The 17,221-nt window shown below is 69.4% G+C and carries 16 protein-coding genes; 13 read left to right on the top strand and 3 right to left on the bottom strand.

All coding sequences use genetic code 11. The features are described 5' to 3' along the window. The first annotated feature begins 29 nt into the window (after positions 1–29). On the top strand, positions 30–830 hold the full coding sequence (locus tag DEI96_RS16470) for an SDR family oxidoreductase (RefSeq protein WP_111023323.1): 801 nt from the start codon (positions 30–32) through the stop codon (positions 828–830). Between the two features lie 66 nt (positions 831–896). Here the strand turns inward: DEI96_RS16470 and guaB are convergent, their stop codons facing one another. After that, positions 897–2,399 (bottom strand): IMP dehydrogenase, encoded by a 1,503-nt coding sequence (gene guaB, locus DEI96_RS16465; protein WP_071404638.1) that lies wholly within the window; start codon positions 2,397–2,399, stop codon positions 897–899. A gap of 326 nt (positions 2,400–2,725) precedes the next feature. Between guaB and DEI96_RS16460 the strand changes: the two genes are divergently transcribed. From DEI96_RS16460 to DEI96_RS16430, 7 genes are all read left to right on the top strand, one after another. Next, a complete protein-coding gene (locus tag DEI96_RS16460) occupies positions 2,726–4,036 on the top strand; it encodes a branched-chain amino acid ABC transporter permease (RefSeq protein ID WP_111023304.1) in 1,311 nt (436 codons plus the stop codon). Positions 4,037–4,048: 12 nt separating this feature from the next. Next, positions 4,049–5,035 carry a branched-chain amino acid ABC transporter permease gene (locus DEI96_RS16455; protein WP_027466698.1) on the top strand — a complete coding sequence of 329 codons (987 nt, stop codon included), beginning with the start codon at positions 4,049–4,051 and terminating at the stop codon, positions 5,033–5,035. Continuing rightward, a complete protein-coding gene (locus DEI96_RS16450; RefSeq protein ID WP_027466697.1) occupies positions 5,028–5,918 on the top strand; it encodes an ABC transporter ATP-binding protein in 891 nt (296 codons plus the stop codon). The genes DEI96_RS16455 and DEI96_RS16450 overlap by 8 nt, the downstream gene beginning before the upstream one ends. Beyond that, positions 5,915–6,721: an ABC transporter ATP-binding protein gene (locus DEI96_RS16445; RefSeq protein WP_239001357.1), complete on the top strand. Its 807-nt coding sequence runs from the start codon at positions 5,915–5,917 to the stop codon at positions 6,719–6,721. The genes DEI96_RS16450 and DEI96_RS16445 overlap by 4 nt, the downstream gene beginning before the upstream one ends. 323 nt (positions 6,722–7,044) lie before the next feature. After that, positions 7,045–7,236: a hypothetical protein gene (locus tag DEI96_RS16440; RefSeq protein ID WP_111234660.1), complete on the top strand. Its 192-nt coding sequence runs from the start codon at positions 7,045–7,047 to the stop codon at positions 7,234–7,236. 164 nt (positions 7,237–7,400) lie between these two features. Next, positions 7,401–8,519, top strand: coding sequence for a GuaB3 family IMP dehydrogenase-related protein (locus DEI96_RS16435; protein WP_111023305.1), 1,119 nt, complete (start codon positions 7,401–7,403; stop codon positions 8,517–8,519). A gap of 62 nt (positions 8,520–8,581) precedes the next feature. Continuing rightward, positions 8,582–10,468: a glycerol-3-phosphate dehydrogenase/oxidase gene (locus tag DEI96_RS16430; RefSeq protein ID WP_111023306.1), complete on the top strand. Its 1,887-nt coding sequence runs from the start codon at positions 8,582–8,584 to the stop codon at positions 10,466–10,468. Between the two features lie 70 nt (positions 10,469–10,538). Here DEI96_RS16430 and DEI96_RS16425 read toward each other — a convergent pair whose 3' ends face one another. Further along, positions 10,539–11,042 carry a hypothetical protein gene (locus DEI96_RS16425; RefSeq protein ID WP_146246908.1) on the bottom strand — a complete coding sequence of 168 codons (504 nt, stop codon included), beginning with the start codon at positions 11,040–11,042 and terminating at the stop codon, positions 10,539–10,541. A gap of 75 nt (positions 11,043–11,117) precedes the next feature. Here DEI96_RS16425 and DEI96_RS16420 point away from each other — a divergent pair, with 75 nt between their 5' ends. From DEI96_RS16420 to guaA, 5 genes are read left to right on the top strand one after another with little or no spacing between them, the layout of a single operon-like run. Continuing rightward, positions 11,118–11,648, top strand: a complete 531-nt coding sequence (locus DEI96_RS16420; protein WP_017885470.1) for a cation:proton antiporter regulatory subunit — start codon at positions 11,118–11,120, stop codon at positions 11,646–11,648. A 3-nt stretch (positions 11,649–11,651) separates the two neighbouring features. Further along, on the top strand, positions 11,652–13,103 hold the full coding sequence (locus tag DEI96_RS16415) for a cation:proton antiporter (RefSeq protein ID WP_027466692.1): 1,452 nt from the start codon (positions 11,652–11,654) through the stop codon (positions 13,101–13,103). Positions 13,104–13,108: 5 nt separating this feature from the next. Continuing rightward, positions 13,109–13,885 (top strand): SURF1 family cytochrome oxidase biogenesis protein, encoded by a 777-nt coding sequence (locus tag DEI96_RS16410; RefSeq protein ID WP_017885468.1) that lies wholly within the window; start codon positions 13,109–13,111, stop codon positions 13,883–13,885. A gap of 10 nt (positions 13,886–13,895) precedes the next feature. Continuing rightward, entirely contained in the window at positions 13,896–14,342 is a 447-nt protein-coding gene (locus tag DEI96_RS16405) for a DUF3817 domain-containing protein (protein ID WP_017885467.1), read from the top strand. Next, entirely contained in the window at positions 14,339–15,919 is a 1,581-nt protein-coding gene (gene guaA / locus DEI96_RS16400) for a glutamine-hydrolyzing GMP synthase (protein ID WP_111023308.1), read from the top strand. Before DEI96_RS16405 ends, guaA begins: the two co-directional genes overlap by 4 nt. Before the next feature lie 429 nt (positions 15,920–16,348). On the opposite strand, the gene DEI96_RS16395 is transcribed toward guaA, so the two are convergent. Further along, positions 16,349–17,221, bottom strand: a complete 873-nt coding sequence (locus DEI96_RS16395) for a Bax inhibitor-1/YccA family protein (protein ID WP_042539759.1) — start codon at positions 17,219–17,221, stop codon at positions 16,349–16,351.

Below are 17,221 nucleotides of genomic sequence, written 5' to 3'. Positions count from 1 at the left end.
CCCGGGAGGCCCGGCGTACGGTCCGCCGCATGAGCGACTTCCAGCCCACCACAGCCATCGTCACCGGCTCCGAGTCCGGGATCGGCCGTGCGACCGCCGTCGCGCTCGCCGAAGCCGGCATGGACGTCGGCCTCACCTACCTGTCCGAACCCGACCGTGCCGAGGAGACCGCGGAGGAGGTCCGGAAGACCGGCCGTCGGGCCTTCGTCGAGCAGATCGACGTCTCCGACCTCGCCGGGGCGGCCGCCGTCATCGACCGCCTCGTCTCGCAGCTGGGCGGCGTCGACGTCTTCGTGGCCGACGCCGGCACCGGCGACAACGCCCCGTTCCTCGAGATGACCCTCGACCAGTGGCGCCACACGGTGTCGACCGACCTCGACGGCGCCTTCGTCACGATGCAGGCCGCCGCGAAGCACATGGTGCAGGCCGGCACCGGCGGCCGGATCATCGGCATCACGAGCGTGCACGAACACCAGCCCCGCTCCGGCTCGAGCGCCTACGACGCCGCCAAGCACGGGCTCGGCGGCCTGCTGAAGACCATGGCGATCGAGCTCGCCGAGCACGGCATCACCGTGAACGCCGTCGCCCCCGGCGAGATCGCCACCCGGATGACCGGCGCCGAGGACGAGGACCCGCACACCATCGACCGTCCCGGTGTCCCGCTCGGCCGTCCGGGCAACGCGTGGGAGATCGCGGCCGCCGTGGCGTTCCTGGCCTCGCGTGCGTCGTCGTACATCACCGGGGTGTCCCTGCCGGTGGACGGCGGCATGCTGCAGATGGGTCCGCACGGCGGCTCGCACATCACGTCGAACGACTGGCGTTCGGCCTGACGCGTCGACGCACGAACGCCAGACGCCCCCGCTCCGTCCGGAGCGGGGGCGTCTGGTCGAGTGCTGCTAGCTGCGGTAGTTCGGCGCCTCGACGACCATCTGGACGTCGTGCGGGTGGGACTCCTTGAGCCCCGCCGCCGTGATGCGGACGAACTTGCCACGGGCCTTCAGCTCGGGGATCGTGCGACCGCCGACGTAGAACATCGACTGCCGCAGCCCACCGGTGAGCTGGTAGACGACGTTGCCGACCGAGCCGCGGTAGGGCACCTGGCCCTCGATGCCCTCGGGGATGAGCTTGTCGTCGTTCGGCACGTCCGCCTGGAAGTAGCGGTCCTTCGAGTACGAGGTCTTCTTGCCACGGGTCTGCAGGGCCCCGAGGGACCCCATGCCGCGGTAGGCCTTGAACTGCTTGCCACCCACGAACACCAGGTCACCGGGGGACTCGTCGGTGCCGGCGAGCAGCGAGCCGAGCATGACGGTGTCGGCGCCGGCAACCAGGGCCTTCGCGATGTCACCCGAGTACTGCAGGCCACCGTCGGCGATGATCGGGACACCGGCTTCGCGTGCGGCGAGGGAGGCCTCGTACACGGCGGTCACCTGCGGCACACCCACACCGGCGACGACGCGCGTGGTGCAGATGGAGCCCGGGCCGACACCGACCTTGACGGCGTCCACACCCGCGTCGATGAGCGCCTGGGCGCCCGCGCGGGTGGCGACGTTGCCGCCGATGACGTCGATCGCGTCGAACGTCGGGTCGGCCTTGAGACGGCGGACCATGTCGAGCACGCCTTCGCTCTCGCCGTTGGCCGTGTCGACGACGAGCACGTCGACGCCGGCGTCACGCAGGGCCTCGGCACGCTGCCAGGCATCGCCGAAGAACCCGATCGCGGCACCGACGCGGAGTCGGCCCTCGTCGTCCTTCGTGGCGTCCGGGTACTGCTCGCTCTTGTCGAAGTCCTTGACGGTGATGAGGCCGCGGAGCTTGCCGTCGGCGTCGACCAGCGGCAGCTTCTCGATCTTGTGCTGCGCGAAGATGGCGATCGCCTCTTCGGGGTCGATGCCCTCCATCGCGGTGATCAGCGGGGCCTTCGTCATCACGTCGCGCACGTACGTGGTGGCCTGCTCGAACGTGGCCACGAAGCGCATGTCGCGGTTCGTGATGATGCCGACGAGGGTGCCGTCCTGCTCGACGACCGGCAGGCCGGAGACACGGAACTGGCCGCAGAGCGCGTCGACCTCGGCCACGGTGGCGTCCGGGGTGGTGGTCACCGGGTTGGTGATCATGCCCGACTCGGAGCGCTTGACCTTGTCGACGTAGGCAGCCTGGTCCTCGATGGACAGGTTGCGGTGCAGGATCCCGATGCCGCCCTGGCGCGCCATGGCGATGGCCATGCGGGCTTCGGTGACGGTGTCCATCGCGGCGGAGAGCAGCGGGACGTTGACGGAGATCCGCTTGGTGAGCCGGGACGCCGTGGACGCCTCGCTCGGGATGACGTCGGTGTGCCCGGGCAGCAGCATGACGTCGTCGTACGTGAGTCCGATGAATCCGAACGGATCCGGCTGGTCCATGGGTCCCCTTCGTGGGCGAGTGAAGTGTCGAGACACCGGGAACACGACGACGGGTTCCGGATAGGACATGGTAACGCGAGCGGCTGTCGCCGCATTCCGCCTGGAGGCACGGATCGCGCCCGCCTCGGAGCATTCCTCCACAACGTCACAGTTCGGGTACGAATCACACAGGGAACGTGTTGGAAACACGGGTGTCACAAAATCCCCATAGGTTCCTCGTCATCCGAACGAGAGGCTCTTCCGTGGGATCCATCACTCCTCCGGGACGGGCGCAGCCGCGCCTGTTCCGCCTCCGCCACGCACGACGACGACCGGTCCTGGCGGCCGTGCTCGTCGCCGCGTTCCTGGCGACCTTCCTGATCGACTGGGCGGTCACCCTGCCGGCCTTCAGTGCCACCTCGGCACCGGCCACCAGCCAGGCGTGCACCGTCAGCCCCGACAACGGGTGCATCCAGGGCACGATCACCGACTCCGAGCGTGAACCGGCCGAGGGCGTCGACGTCGACGTGACCGGCCCGAGCGGCTTCGACCAGACGGCCACGACCAACGGCGACGGCCGCTGGTCCGTCAGCGTCGACACGGCCGGCGAGTACACCGTGAGCGTCGACCAGGGCACCCTGCCGAAGGGCCAGTACCTGACGAACGCCGCCGACGCCGACCGCAAGGTGCAGGCCACCCTGAACGCCAACGTCGGGCAGATCTTCCAGCTGTCCGACCAGAAGGGCGCCACGACCTCGACGGACTCGTCGGGCGTGAGCATCCAGCGGGCCTGGCAGCAGTTCGCCTCCGGGCTCCGGCTCGGGCTGCTCATCGCCCTGGCGTCGATCGGGCTCTCGCTCATCTACGGCACGACAGGGCTGTCGAGCTTCTCGCACGGTGAGCAGGTCACCCTCGGCGGTCTGCTGGCGTACGTGTTCGCCAACCAGCTCGGCTGGAACATCTGGGTCACCGGCATCGTCGTCACGCTGTTGTGCGCCGCGACCGGGTACCTGCAGGACGCCGCGATCTGGCGCCCACTCCGGCGACGGCGCATCAGCCTCACACAGCTCATGATCGTGACGATCGGTCTGTCGATCGCCGCCCAGTACGCGTTCCAGTACTTCTTCGGCGCCTCGACGGTCCGCATCCAGCAGGGCAACCCGGAGACCGTGCGGTTCGCCGGCGTCACCCTGACGGTGCAGTCGTACGTCGCCATGGGGATCGCGCTCGTGGTCCTGATCGCGACCGGGCTCTTCCTGGCGAAGACCCGCTTCGGCCGGGCGACCCGGGCCGTGTCCGACAACCCGGCGCTCGCCGCGGCCTCCGGCATCGACGTCGACCGGGTGATCCGCTTCGTGTGGACGCTCGCCGCCGGCCTCGCGGGGCTCTCCGGTGTGATGCTCGGGCTCGTCCTGAACGGCGTGAACTGGCAGACCGGGCTCCAGCTGCTCCTGCTCATGTTCGCCTCGGTCACGCTCGGCGGCCTCGGCACCGCGTACGGCGCCCTGGTCGGCTCGATGATCATCGGTGTCGTCGTGGAGCTCACGAACCTGGTGCTCCCCGGTGACTTCAAGTACGCCACCGCCCTCGTCATCCTCATCCTCATCCTGCTGTTCCGGCCGCAGGGCATCTTCGGCCGCGCCGAGCGGATCGGCTAAGGGAGCACGCGCATGGACTACATCCTCAACCTGCTGTCCTCGCTCACCCAGGAGGCACTCGCCCCGACCACGGCGGCGTTCGCGCTGGCCGCGATCGGCCTGAACGTGCACTTCGGGCTCACCGGCCTCGTGAACATGGGCCAGGCGGCGTTCCTGCTGCTCGGTGCCTACGGATTCGCGATCTCGATCACGAACGGACTGCCGTTCGTGATGGCGGTCCTCATCGCCCTGCTCGTCGCGATCGTGTTCGCGATCATCCTCGGCATCCCGACGCTGCGGTTGCGCGGCGACTACCTGGCGATCGTCACGATCTCCGGCGCCGAGATCATCCGCATGGTGGGCCGCTCGAGCCTGCTCACCTCGACCACGGGTGGCTCGAACGGCATCACCGGGTCGAGCTACCGCGACCCGTTCACCGCCCTCAGCCCGCTGCCCGACGGCACCACCACGATCCTGTGGTTCACGTACGCGAACAACGGCGTCAACGGCTGGTGGATCCGCATCGCGGCGTGGGCCATGGTCGCCCTGTTCACCCTGGTGCTCTTCCTGCTCATGCGCAGCCCGTGGGGCCGCGTGGTGAAGGCCATCCGCGAGGACGAGGACGCCGTCCGCTCGCTCGGCAAGAACGTCTACTCGTACAAAATGCAGGCGCTCGTGTTCGGTGGGGCGCTCGGTGCGATCGCGGGCATCATCTACGTGCTGCCGAGTTCGGTGCAACCGGACGCCATGGGCCGCTCGATGACGTTCTTCATCTGGACGGCGCTCATCCTCGGTGGTGCGGCGACGGTGTTCGGACCGGTGCTCGGAGCCGTGCTCTTCTTCGTCGTCCGGCTCTTCATCCGCACGCTGGCCGGCGACTTCATCCCCGACTCGATCATGAACGCGCAGCAGGCCGAGCAGTTCTCGTACGTGCTCGTCGGCGTCGCGCTCATGCTGCTCATCGTGTTCCGTCCACAGGGGTTGCTCGGCAACAAGAAGGAGCTGACGTTCAGTGTCTGAGACCTACGGCCACCCCAAGGCCGACCCGATCCTCACCGTCGACGACGTCACCCGCCGCTTCGGGGGCATGACCGCCGTGGACGTCGACCACCTCGAGGTCCAGCGCGGCTCCATCACGGCCTTGATCGGCCCGAACGGCGCCGGCAAGACCACGTTCTTCAACCTGCTCACCGGGTTCGACAAGCCGAGCCCCGGAGCGAAGACGCAGTTCAACGGCGCGACGCTGCAGAAGACGAGCGCGACGCACATCGCGAACAAGGGCATGGTCCGCACCTTCCAGCTGACCAAGGCGCTGTCCCGGCTCACCGTGATGCAGAACATGCTCCTCGGTGCCCGCGACCAGCCCGGCGAGAACTTCTTCGCCGCCCTGGTCAAGCCGGTGTGGGCGAAGCGGGAGCGCGAGATCACGGCCAAGGCCGAGGACCTCCTCGCCCGGTTCAAGCTCGACACCAAGGCCGACGACTACGCAGGCTCGCTGTCCGGCGGGCAGCGCAAGCTGCTCGAGATGGCCCGGGCGCTGATGTCCGACCCGACGATGATCATGCTCGACGAGCCGATGGCCGGCGTGAACCCCGCGCTCACCCAGTCGCTCCTCGGACACATCCAGTCCCTGCGCGACGACGGCATGACCGTGCTGTTCGTCGAGCACGACATGCACATGGTCCGGCACATCTCGGACTGGGTGGTCGTGATGGCCGAGGGCAAGGTCGTCGCCGAGGGCCCGGCGGACACGGTGATGGACGACCAGGCCGTGATCGACGCCTACCTCGGTGCGCACCACGACACCGACCTGGGTGACGACTCGCTCCTCACCGAGGAGACCTTCGAGGAACTGGCGGAGGAAGTCGCCGAAGAGGACGCAGCAGAGGAGACGACCCGATGACGGACGCAACGGACCCCACGAACGCGAGCAGTGCCTCCAGTCCGTCCACGGCGGCCACGCTGGAACGCGAGCCGGTGCTCAGCGCGAAGAACCTCGTCGCCGGGTACCTGCCGGGCGTGAACATCCTGAACGGCTGCGACCTGGACTGCTACCCGGGCGAGCTCATCGGCATCATCGGGCCGAACGGTGCGGGGAAGTCGACGCTCCTCAAGGCGCTGTTCGGGCTCGTGTCCATCCGCGAGGGTTCGGTGACCCTGCAGGGGGACGACATCACGAACCTCAAGGCGAACAAGCTCGTGCAGGCCGGTGTCGGCTTCGTGCCGCAGACGAACAACGTGTTCCCCTCGCTGTCCATCGAGGAGAACCTGCAGATGGGGCTGTACCTGCGGCCCCGGAAGTTCGCCGAGCGGCTCGAGGTCATCTACGACCTGTTCCCGGTCCTCGCGCAGCGACGCAACCAGCGGGCCGGATCGCTCTCGGGTGGTGAGCGGCAGTCCGTCGCGATGGCCCGTGCGCTGATGATGGACCCGAAGGTGCTGCTGCTCGACGAGCCGAGCGCCGGACTGTCCCCCGTGCGCCAGGACGAGACCTTCCTGCGGACCCGCCGGATCAACAAGGCCGGTGTGTCGATCATCATGGTGGAGCAGAACGCGCGACGCTGTCTGCAGATCTGCGATCGTGGGTACGTGCTCGACCAGGGGAAGAACGCGTACTCGGGCACCGGGAAGGAACTCGCTGACGACCCCAAGGTCATCGAGCTCTACCTGGGGACGCTCGCCAAGGACGTCGACGCACAGCGCTAGCGCTGTCGTCGACTACGGGTACCGCTGTGGGGGTGGTATCCGTGACGGGTGGGGCCGTGCGTGGTCGCTTCGCGCCGCACGGCCCCGCTCCTGTACCCGGCCAGGAGGCGCGGCTCGCCCCTGGTCGCATGACTGTGGTCGCATGACGCCGTCGTGTTCCGTTGACGCCGCGGTCCCGTCGAGACGCCTCGGAATTCGGCGGCGTCTCGTCGGCGTGGCGGTGTCCTGCGCTGACGACGGCGTCTTCCGTTGACGACGGCGTCGTCCGTCGCACCCGGCCAGGAGGCGCGGCTCGCCCCGCGCGGGTCGGTATCGTTCCGCGGGTGCGCACCTCTGGACCCCTCGTGCTCGACGCCCTCGTCTGGCTCGTGTTCATCGCGCTCTTCGTCGGGGCGGCGCTGCTCGTCAAGGTCGCGGCCGTGCTGCTCGTCGTCCTCGTGGTGCTCGCGCTCCTGCTCGGCTTCGTGCTGCGGGCGCTCCGGAAGCGCCGCCGGGCCCCGCGCCACCCGCGCTGACGGCTGCGTGGTGCGAGGTTCCGTGTTCGGTGCGACCCTCGAGACCTCGCACCGAACACGGAACCTCGCACCGTAGGCGGCAGGCCTCGCACGGTGCGAGGTTGCCCGGCACCCGCACCGTCCGGCCCGTGCACGCCGCAGAGCCCGCCCGGTAGGCTGTCCGAGTGAGCGAAGTCGAGATCGGTGCAGGCAAGCGCGGACGTCGGGCGTACGCGTTCGACGACATCGCGGTGGTCCCCTCCAGGCGGACGCGTGACCCGCGCGACGTCAGCGTGCAGTGGTCGATCGACGCGTTCACGTTCGCGTCGCCGATCCTGTCCGCGCCGATGGACTCCGTGTCCTCGCCGGCGACGGTCATCCAGATGGGCAAGCTCGGCATCCTCGGTGTGCTCGACCTCGAAGGCCTGTGGACCCGCTACGAGGACCCGACCCCGTACTACGACCAGATCAAGTCGCTCACCGACGGCAACGTCACGAAGCGCATGCAGGAGATCTACTCCGAGCCGATCAAGGCCGAGCTGATCACCGCACGCCTGGCGGAGATCCGCGCAGCCGGGGTGCCGGTCGCCGGCTCGCTCAGCCCGCAGCGCACCCAGGAGTTCTCGAAGACGGTCGTCGACGCCGGTGTCGACCTGTTCGTCATCCGCGGCACCACGGTCTCGGCCGAGCACGTCTCCCAGACCGAGGAACCCCTCAACCTCAAGAAGTTCATCTACGAGCTCGACGTCCCGGTGATCGTGGGCGGTGCCTCGACGTACACGTCGGCGCTGCACCTCATGCGCACCGGTGCCGCCGGTGTGCTCGTCGGCTTCGGTGGCGGCGCAGCGTCGACCACTCGCGCCGCGCTCGGCATCCACGCCCCGATGGCGACCGCCGTCGCGGACGTCGCCGGTGCCCGTCGTGACTACCTCGACGAGTCGGGCGGCCGCTACGTGCACGTCATCGCCGACGGCGGGCTCGACACCGCGGGCGACATCGTCAAGGCCATCGCCGTGGGTGCCGACGCCGTGATGCTCGGCACCGCGCTCGCCCGCGCGACCGAGGCCCCGGGGGGTGGCTACCACTGGGGTGCCGAGGCGCACCACCCGGAGCTGCCCCGCGGCCGCCGGGTCGAGGTGGGCACGATCGCCCCGCTCGAGAACGTCCTGAACGGCCCGACGCCGACCCACGACGGCCGCGCCAACCTCGTCGGTGCCCTGCGCCGCTCGATGGCGACGACCGGATACTCCGACGCCAAGGAGTTCCAGCGAGTAGAAGTGGTCGTGGCGCCGTACCACCAGTGACGGTGGCACCCGGGCACGAACCCGGGTGACGCCACGGCGCCGACCGTGACCCGGAGGCGACGATGGCCAAGTCCAGCACGACGAAGCAGACCAGCACGGCCGGACGTCCGCGTGACGTCGCGCCCGGCGTGGGGTTCGACCCCGCGGCGAAGCTCGGGCCGGACGAACGTGCGGCCGCGATCGAGACGCTGAAGACCAAGGAGCTCGACGTCCTGGTCGTGGGCGGCGGGATCGTCGGTGCGGGCAGCGCGCTCGACGCCGTGACCCGCGGCCTGAGCGTCGGCATCGTCGAGGCCCGCGACTGGGGCTCGGGGACGTCGAGCCGCTCGTCCAAGCTCGTGCACGGCGGCATCCGCTACCTGGAGCAGCTCAACTTCGCACTCGTCCGCGAGGCGCTCATCGAACGCGGCCTGCTGCTCCAGCGCATCGCCCCGCACCTGGTGAAGCCCGTGCGCTTCCTCTACCCGCTCAACCACCGGGTCTGGGAGCGCTTTTACATCGGGATCGGCATGGCGATGTACGACGTGTTCAGCTGGTCCGGCGGCCGTCCGCCCGGCGTCCCGCACCACCGGCACCTCAGCCGGAAGCAGGTGCTCAGGAACATGCCCGGGCTCAAGAAGGACGCCTTCGTCGGCGGCATGACGTACTACGACGCCCAGGTCGACGATGCCCGCTACGTCGCGTCGCTCGTGCGCACCGCCGCCTCCTACGGCGCCGAGGCAGCCAGTCGCGTCCGCATCGAGGGGTTCATCAAGGTCGGGGAGCGCGTGGTCGGCGCGCAGGCCCACGACATCCAGACCGGCGAACGGTTCGAGATCCGCGCGAAGCAGGTCGTCAACGCCACCGGTGTCTGGACCGACGACACCCAGGCGATGATCGGCACCCGCGGCCAGTTCAAGGTGCGGGCGTCGAAGGGCGTCCACCTCGTCATCCCCCGTGACCGGTTCCAGTCGAACACGGGCATGATCCTGCGCACCGAGAAGAGCGTCCTCTTCGTCATCCCGTGGGACCGGCACTGGCTCGTCGGCACGACCGACACCGACTGGTACCTCGACAAGGCGCACCCGGCAGCGACCGCGGCGGACATCGACTACATCCTCGAGCACGTCAACAAGGTGCTCGCCGTCCCGCTCACTCGCGAGGACGTCGAGGGCGTCTACGCCGGACTCCGCCCGCTGCTGGCGGGGGAGTCCGACCAGACCTCGCAGCTCAGCCGCGAGCACGTCGTCGCGCACACCGTGCCCGGGCTCGTCGTGGTCGCCGGCGGCAAGTGGACCACCTACCGGGTGATGGGCAAGGACGCCATCGACGAGGCCGTCGCGGCCATGGACGGCAGGATCCCGGAGTCGACGACCGAGGACATCCCGCTCCTCGGTGCCGAGGGCTACCCCGCCGCGTGGAACCGACGCGCCCGCACCGCACGGAGCTTCAACGTGCACAAGGTCCGCATCGAGCACCTGCTCAACCGGTACGGCACCCTCGCGACCGAGGTGCTGCAGCTCGTCGAGCAGGACCCCGCGCTCGCCGAACCGCTGCCGGGGGCCGACGACTACATCGGCGCCGAGGTCGTCTACGCCGCCTCGCACGAGGGCGCCCTGCACCTGGAGGACGTCCTCGCCCGCCGCACCCGCATCTCCATCGAGGCCTGGGATCGCGGTGAGTCAGCAGCGCCCGTCGCCGCGAAGCTCATGGCGGACGTGCTCGGGTGGGACCAGGAGACGACCGAGCACGAGGTCGCGAACTACCTGAAGCGTGTCGCCGCCGAACGGGAGTCGCAGCTGCAGCCCGACGACGAGAGCGCGGACCGCGTGCGGCTCGAGGCCCCGGACATCGCGTTCGGCTTCGACGAGGACGACGTGGTCGTGGGCGGCGGTCGCTCGGACGGCGCCGAGGGCGCGAAGGCGTCCGACGAGCAGGTCGTCGGCGAGAAGACGAGCGAGCCGGAGTAGCGAGCCGCGTCGCGGACGCACCACGGGCCTCCAGGCCAGCAGACCGGACTGGAGGCCCGTGGTGCGTCCGTCAGGCGACCCGCGGTCCCGACGTGGCCCGGAGGGCGCGCCGCCGCTCGCCGAACACGATCACCACCGGGATCGCGACCAACGCGACCAGGCTCGTGACGTACAGGACACCGGCCCAGGCGGTGTGGGCGTGGCCGCTGACCCCGTAGCCGTCGGCGACGTCCATGCCGAGCTGGAAGCCGGTGACGAAGAACGGGACCGCACCCGCCGCGATGATCCCGAGCATCCAGGCGACGACGAAGTGCGGTTCCACGCGCCGCCAGAGCGTCACCGTCGCGGCCACGAGCGCCAGCGCGACACCGATCGCCGCGGTGACGAGGATGGCGACGACGTCACCGCGGACGTCGAACCCCTGCCCCTCGAGGTGCGCGTGGATCGCGTCCAGCGAGGTGCCCGGCACCGCCGCGAGCGGATCCAGCACGAGTTGCTGCACCGCGAGCAAGGCCGCGTACAGCGTCACGACCAGCACCCCGACGACGGCCACGACGATCCGTGTTCTCCCCATCCACAGAACAGTAGCGGGAGGAATGCGCGGGGTCACCGGGTGGTTAGCATGGGGGTACTCGAAGAGGGAGCCATCATGGTCGACGTCCATCGCGTCAAACTCCCCGGAGTCGGCGTGCTGCACAGCTTCTACACCGACGACGGTGGCAAGTGCGGTGTCATCACGCACCGGTCGGGGCACTCCGACCTCATCTCGTTCGCCGACGTCTCCGACGGCGCGGACAAGTCCGAGAAGGTCTCGCTGCGTCTCAGCGAAGACGAAGCGCACACGCTCGCCGAACTGCTCGGCGGCACCCGGATCACCGAGGGCCTCGACAAGCTCGACGAGATCCCCGGGCTGTCCATCGACTGGTTCTCCGTCGACTACGACGACGCCATCGCGGGCAAGCCCCTCGGCGACCTGCACGACTCCGGCTTCATCGGCCTGACCGTCGTCGCCGTGGTCCGTGGCGACAGCGCCAACCCGGCGCCGTCGTCGGACTTCGTCGTCTTCCCCGGAGACACCATCGTCGTCGCCGGATCCCCCGAGAAGGTCGCCAAGGCGTTCTCCTTCTACCGCAGCGGAGAGCTTGCGGCCGCCTCGGCCGAGGCCCCGCGGAAGAGCTAGCGCATGCACCTGGGTGGTGAGCTGCTCACCATCGGTGTGCTCTTCGTCATCGCCTACGTCCTGGGCCGGCTCGGCAAGACCATCGGTCTGCCGGCCATCCCGATCTACATGGTGGTCGGACTCGTCGCGAGTCCGAACACCCCGTGGTTCGGGCTGAGCGTCGAGTCCCACACGATCGAGCTCATCGCGACGTTCGGGCTCATCCTGCTGCTGTTCAACCTCGGGCTCGAGTTCGACCAAGAGGAGTTCTACGGCAACGCCGGCAAGCTCCTGGTGTCCGGCGGCACCTACGTCGTCATCAACATGGGCGTGGGGTTCGCCTTCGGGTTCTCGCTCGGCTGGGGCACCCGAGAAGCCCTGATCATCGCGGGCATGACGGCGACGTCCTCGAGCGCCATCGTGACGAAGCTCCTCATCGAGCTCCGGCGCCTGGCGAACGACGAGACCCCGATGATCCTCGGCGTCACCGTGATCGAGGACGTCTTCATCGCCGTCTACCTGGCGATCGTCTCGGTCGTGCTGTCCGGCGACACCAACGTCTGGGCCGTCGTCGGCAAGCTGGCACTCGCGTTCGGGTTCCTCATCGTGATGTTCACGCTCGCGCGCTTCGCGGGCAAGTGGGTCTCGAAGATCTTCGCCACCCGTGACGACGAGCTGTTCACGGTGCTGTTCTTCGGACTCGCGGTCATGTTCGGTGGCATCGGCGATCTGCTCGGCGTGACCGACGCCATCGGTGCCTTCGTCATCGGCCTGCTCTGCGGAGCGACCCGGTACCGCGATCGCATCGAACAGCTCGCCCTGCCGATGCGCGACGTCTTCGCCGCGTTCTTCTTCGTGAACTTCGGGCTCGGCCTCGACCTGTCGACCTTCGGTGAGGTGCTCTGGCCCGTCCTCGGCGCGATCGGCATGACGGTCGTGCTCAACGCGGTCGCCGGCCAGATCGTCGCGCGGATGAACGGCTTCAACGTCCAGCAGGGCATCAACACCGCCGTCATCCTGGTGAACCGTGGCGAGTTCGCGCTGATCCTCGCGACGCTGTCGGCTGCCGCCGGGCTGGAGGCGCGGATCACCGCCTTCGCGGGCCTCTACGTCCTCTGCATGGCCGTCCTCGGGCCGCTGCTCGCGGTGAACTCGGACCGGATCGGCCGCCTCGTGGTGCGCCCGGGTCGGCTCATCCGCCTGCGCGGACGCCTGGGCGGCCGACGTGCCGTCGCCGCCGCAGCCGCCGCCGAGAGCGCCGAAGCGGCCGAGGCCGAGGCGGACGCCACCGCCGCGGCGCGGAAGGCCGAGCGGGACCGCCAGTTCGCCGAGGAGTTCGCGCTCGTCGAGGCGGCTGGCAGGGACGAGCGAGACAATGAGGGGTCCGAGCCGACGTCCGCACCCGTGACGTCGCCGGTCGAGATCCCCGCCGAGCGCCCCGAGCGCCCGGTCCGACAGCGCGATCCGGAGTACTGATACAGATGTGGGCCGTTGCCCGACGACCGAGGTGGATCGCGCTGCTGCTGCTGGCGCTCGTGCTGGCGGCGGTGTTCGCCGGGCTGGGCAAGTGGCAGCTGGAGCGGTCGATCGCCAACGGCAAGCCCCTGCCGGCGACCACCGAGACCCGCCGCACGCTCGAGGCGGTCACCACCCCCGAGCGCCCCGTCAGCGAGAGTCTCGCCGGGCAGAAGGTCACCGTCACCGGGACCTTCGTCGCCGACGACACCACCGTCCTGACCGGCCGCACCGGGGGTGGGAAGTACCAGACCGTCGGACACCTGGTGGACTCGGACGGTGGGGCGAGCCTCCCGGTCGTCATCGGGTGGTCCGACCAGCGGTCGGCCGCCGTCGCCGGGGGCGAGCGCCTGGCGGACGGCCAGACGCTCACGATCCAGGGCCGCTACTACCCGGCGGAGTCGCCCGACCAGGACGCCTACAAGAAGGGCGAGTACTCCGCAGTCGCCCCCGCCCGGTTCGTGAACACCTGGCAGGCCTTCGACGACCGCATGTACCTCGGGTACGTCGTCGCCGACGGCACCACCGCGAAGGCCGCCGACCTCGGCACCATCGCCGACCGTGCACCGTCGCGCGAGGTCCAGTTCGACTGGCTCAACCTGTTCTACGCGATCGAGTGGGTCGTCTTCGCCGGCTTCGCCGTGTTCCTCTGGTACCGGTTCGTGAAGGACGCCTGGGAGCGCGAGCAGGAAGAGGAGCGCGAGGCAGCGCTCGCCACCGAAGCCGACGCGCTCCGACGGTAGGATTGCCGGCATGGCCCTGACCGTCCGAACCCGTGACATCCCCAAGATCCCGGGGGCGGTGAAGTGGTACCGCGTCTCGGCGTACATCACCGGTGTGCTGCTGCTCGCCCTGGTGGTCGAGGTCATCATCAAGTACACGCCGCTGCAGCTCGAGATGCAGCTCGGCAACGGTCCGTTCTTCGTGCCCAACGGCACGGCGGGCGAGACCCCGGGCACGTTCAACCTGTCGATCGCGATCCTCATCGCTCACGGCTGGCTGTACGTGCTCTACCTCTTCACGGACTTCCGTCTGTGGAGCATCATGCGCTGGAGGCCGTCGCGCTTCCTGCTCATCGCCCTCGGGGGCATCATCCCGTTCATGTCCTTCGTGGTCGAACACCGCATGCAGCAGCGGGCCATGGACACCTACCACGAGCTGATCGCTGCCCAGCAGCGTGAGAAGGAGGCCGCTCGGTGAGCGAGACCGAACAGCGTCCCGTCCTCGTCGTCGACTTCGGGGCCCAGTACGCGCAGCTCATCGCGCGTCGGGTCCGTGAAGCGAACGTCTACAGCGAGATCGTGCCGCACTCCATCACCGCGGACGAGATCCGCGCCAAGGACCCGGCGGCCATCGTGCTTTCCGGTGGTCCGTCGTCCGTGTACGAAGAAGGCGCGCCGTCCCTCGACGGTGACATCCTCGACCTCGGTGTCCCCGTGCTCGGCATCTGCTACGGCTTCCAGGCCATGGCGACCGCCCTCGGTGGCGAGGTCGCGAACACCGGTCTGCGCGAGTACGGCGCCACCGACGTGACGCTCGCCCCCGGCACCAGCACGCTGCTCGGCGACCAGCCGGCGGACCAGGTGACCTGGATGTCGCACGGCGACTCCGTGGCCAAGGCACCGGCCGGCTTCGAGGTGCTCGCCTCGAGCGCGTCGACGCCCGTCGCGGCGTTCGCGTCCGACGAGCGCAAGCTCTACGGCGTGCAGTGGCACCCCGAGGTCAAGCACTCCGTGTACGGCCAGGCCGTGCTCGAGAACTTCCTGCACCGTGCCGCGGGCCTGCCCGGCGACTGGAACTCCAGCAACGTCATCGAGGAGCAGGTCGCCCGCATCCGCGAGCAGGTCGGCTCCGCGCGGGTCATCGCCGGGCTCTCCGGTGGTGTCGACTCCGCCGTCGCCGCAGCCCTGGTGCACAAGGCCGTCGGCGACCAGCTCACCTGCGTCTTCGTCGACCACGGGCTCCTGCGTGCCGACGAGCGCAAGCAGGTGGAAGAGGACTACGTCGCCTCCACCGGCGTCCGGCTCATCACGATCGACGCCGAGCAGCAGTTCCTCGACGCCCTCGCCGGCGTGAGTGACCCCGAGCAGAAGCGCAAGATCATCGGGCGCGAGTTCATCCGCACGTTCGAGGGCGCGGCCGAGGCACTCGTGCTCGAGGCCAAGGCGTCCGACTCCGATGCCGAGGTCAAGTTCCTCGTGCAGGGCACGCTCTACCCCGACGTCGTCGAGTCCGGTGGCGGAGCGGGTACCGCGAACATCAAGTCGCACCACAACGTCGGCGGCCTGCCCGAGGACATGACGTTCGAGCTCGTCGAGCCGCTGCGCACCCTGTTCAAGGACGAGGTCCGCGCGGTCGGCCGCGAGCTCGGGCTGCCCGAGGTCATCGTCGGTCGCCAGCCGTTCCCCGGCCCGGGCCTGGGCATCCGCATCGTCGGCGAGGTGACGAAGGAGCGGCTCGAACTGCTCCGCGCGGCCGACAAGATCGCCCGCGAAGAGCTCACCGCGGCCGGCCTCGACCAGGAGATCTGGCAGTGCCCGGTCGTGCTGCTCGCCGATGTCCGTTCCGTGGGCGTGCAGGGCGACGGCCGGACCTACGGACACCCGATCGTGCTCCGTCCGGTCTCGTCCGAGGACGCCATGACCGCCGACTGGACGCGTCTGCCGTACGACACCCTCGCGAAGATCTCGAACCGCATCACGAACGAGGTGCCCGACGTCAACCGGGTCGTGCTCGACGTCACGTCGAAGCCGCCGGGGACGATCGAGTGGGAGTAAGGCTCCCCTGAGCGACGAAGGCCCGGTACGCGTCACGCGTGCCGGGCCTTCGTGCGTCCGGGGGGCGGTGGCGGTGGCGGGGTCGCACGAACTGCCGTCTGCCGGGAGGTCGGACGGCAGTTCGTGGGACCCAGGCGCTAGGCGTGCGGCGTGTTGTGCGACCTCGGGCGGCTGGAGCCGGGGGCGTGGGTGCTGCCGGGGCCGTCGAGTGGTCACGACACCCCGCGGGCCCGGTGCCGAGGGGTCACGAACTGTCGGCTGGCCCCGGCCCGGGCGACACTTCGTGACCACTCGGCGGGCGACCGGCGGGGGGTCGTGACCACTGGGACCGCCCCCGGGACCGCCGTCCCGCTGCCGCTCTCGCGCCCACCGGCCCGGCAACGACGAAGGGCCCCGGCAGCGCCGGGGCCCTTCGCGTGTGCGGTGGTACTAGTTGCGCGAGCTGCTCGCGATGATGGCGAGGATGCGCAGGATCTCGAGGTACAGCCAGACGAGCGTCACGATCAGACCGAACGCCGCGGTCCAGGCGTAGATGCGGGGTGCCCCGCGCTCCACACCGGTCTTGATCTGGTCGAAGTCGAGGATCAGCGAGTACGCCGCCATGACGACCACGAAGATGCCGATCAGCACACCGAGCGGGATGCCGAAGAGCGTCACGCCCATCAGGCCGAACGCGCTCTGCGTCACGCCGGTCCACATCAGGACCAGGTTCACCAGGGAGAACGCCATGTACCCGACCATCGCGATCAGGAAGAAGCGCGTGGCCTTCGGGGTCGCGCGGACCTTGCCCGAGCGGAACAGGAGCAGGGTGACGAAGAACACACCGAGCGTGCCGAACACCGCCTGCGCGACGATGCCGTCGGCCTGGGGGAACGCGGTCTGGAAGTAGTTCGAGATACCGCCGACGAACAGCCCCTCGAAGAACGCGTACGTCAGGATCAGACCCGGCGAAGGCTTCTTCTTGAAGGTGTTGACGAGCGCCAGGACGAACCCGACGAGCGCGCCGACGACCCAGACGGCCGGCGGCAGGTTCCAACCGGCCACCGCGCCGACGACGAGCACGCCGAACGCGAGCAGCGTCTTGACGATGGTGTCTTCGTACGACATGCGGTCGGTGTCCACCGGGGACGCAGTCGGACGGTCGTACATGTACTGCAGCTGCTCGGGGGTCATGCCGCCCTGGGCCTGCTGCGGGGTCTGTCCCCAGCCGGCCTGCTGCTGACCAGCGCCGCGCCCGCCCCAGGTGTTTGCCCCCTGTGCGTTGAAGGCGGGGGACTGGTCGAAACCGGGCTTGAAGGCCAT

Origin of the sequence: Curtobacterium sp. MCLR17_031 (assembly GCF_003234775.2) — a bacterium.
Lineage (GTDB): Bacteria > Actinomycetota > Actinomycetes > Actinomycetales > Microbacteriaceae > Curtobacterium > Curtobacterium flaccumfaciens.
This window is presented reverse-complemented; position numbering and strand designations above follow the sequence as displayed.

Bases quoted from the DNA above. Each gene is read 5' to 3' on its own strand.
- DEI96_RS16470 (WP_111023323.1), top strand. From the start codon at position 30: ATGAGCGACTTCCAGCCCACCACAGCCATCGTCACCGGCTCCGAGTCC.
- guaB (WP_071404638.1), bottom strand. From the start codon at position 2,399: ATGGACCAGCCGGATCCGTTCGGATTCATCGGACTCACGTACGACGAC.
- DEI96_RS16455 (WP_027466698.1), top strand. From the start codon at position 4,049: ATGGACTACATCCTCAACCTGCTGTCCTCGCTCACCCAGGAGGCACTC.
- DEI96_RS16445 (WP_239001357.1), top strand. From the start codon at position 5,915: ATGACGGACGCAACGGACCCCACGAACGCGAGCAGTGCCTCCAGTCCG.
- DEI96_RS16430 (WP_111023306.1), top strand. From the start codon at position 8,582: ATGGCCAAGTCCAGCACGACGAAGCAGACCAGCACGGCCGGACGTCCG.
- DEI96_RS16425 (WP_146246908.1), bottom strand. From the start codon at position 11,042: ATGGGGAGAACACGGATCGTCGTGGCCGTCGTCGGGGTGCTGGTCGTG.
- DEI96_RS16420 (WP_017885470.1), top strand. From the start codon at position 11,118: ATGGTCGACGTCCATCGCGTCAAACTCCCCGGAGTCGGCGTGCTGCAC.
- DEI96_RS16415 (WP_027466692.1), top strand. From the start codon at position 11,652: ATGCACCTGGGTGGTGAGCTGCTCACCATCGGTGTGCTCTTCGTCATC.
- DEI96_RS16410 (WP_017885468.1), top strand. From the start codon at position 13,109: ATGTGGGCCGTTGCCCGACGACCGAGGTGGATCGCGCTGCTGCTGCTG.
- DEI96_RS16405 (WP_017885467.1), top strand. From the start codon at position 13,896: ATGGCCCTGACCGTCCGAACCCGTGACATCCCCAAGATCCCGGGGGCG.
- DEI96_RS16395 (WP_042539759.1), bottom strand. From the start codon at position 17,221: ATGGCCTTCAAGCCCGGTTTCGACCAGTCCCCCGCCTTCAACGCACAG.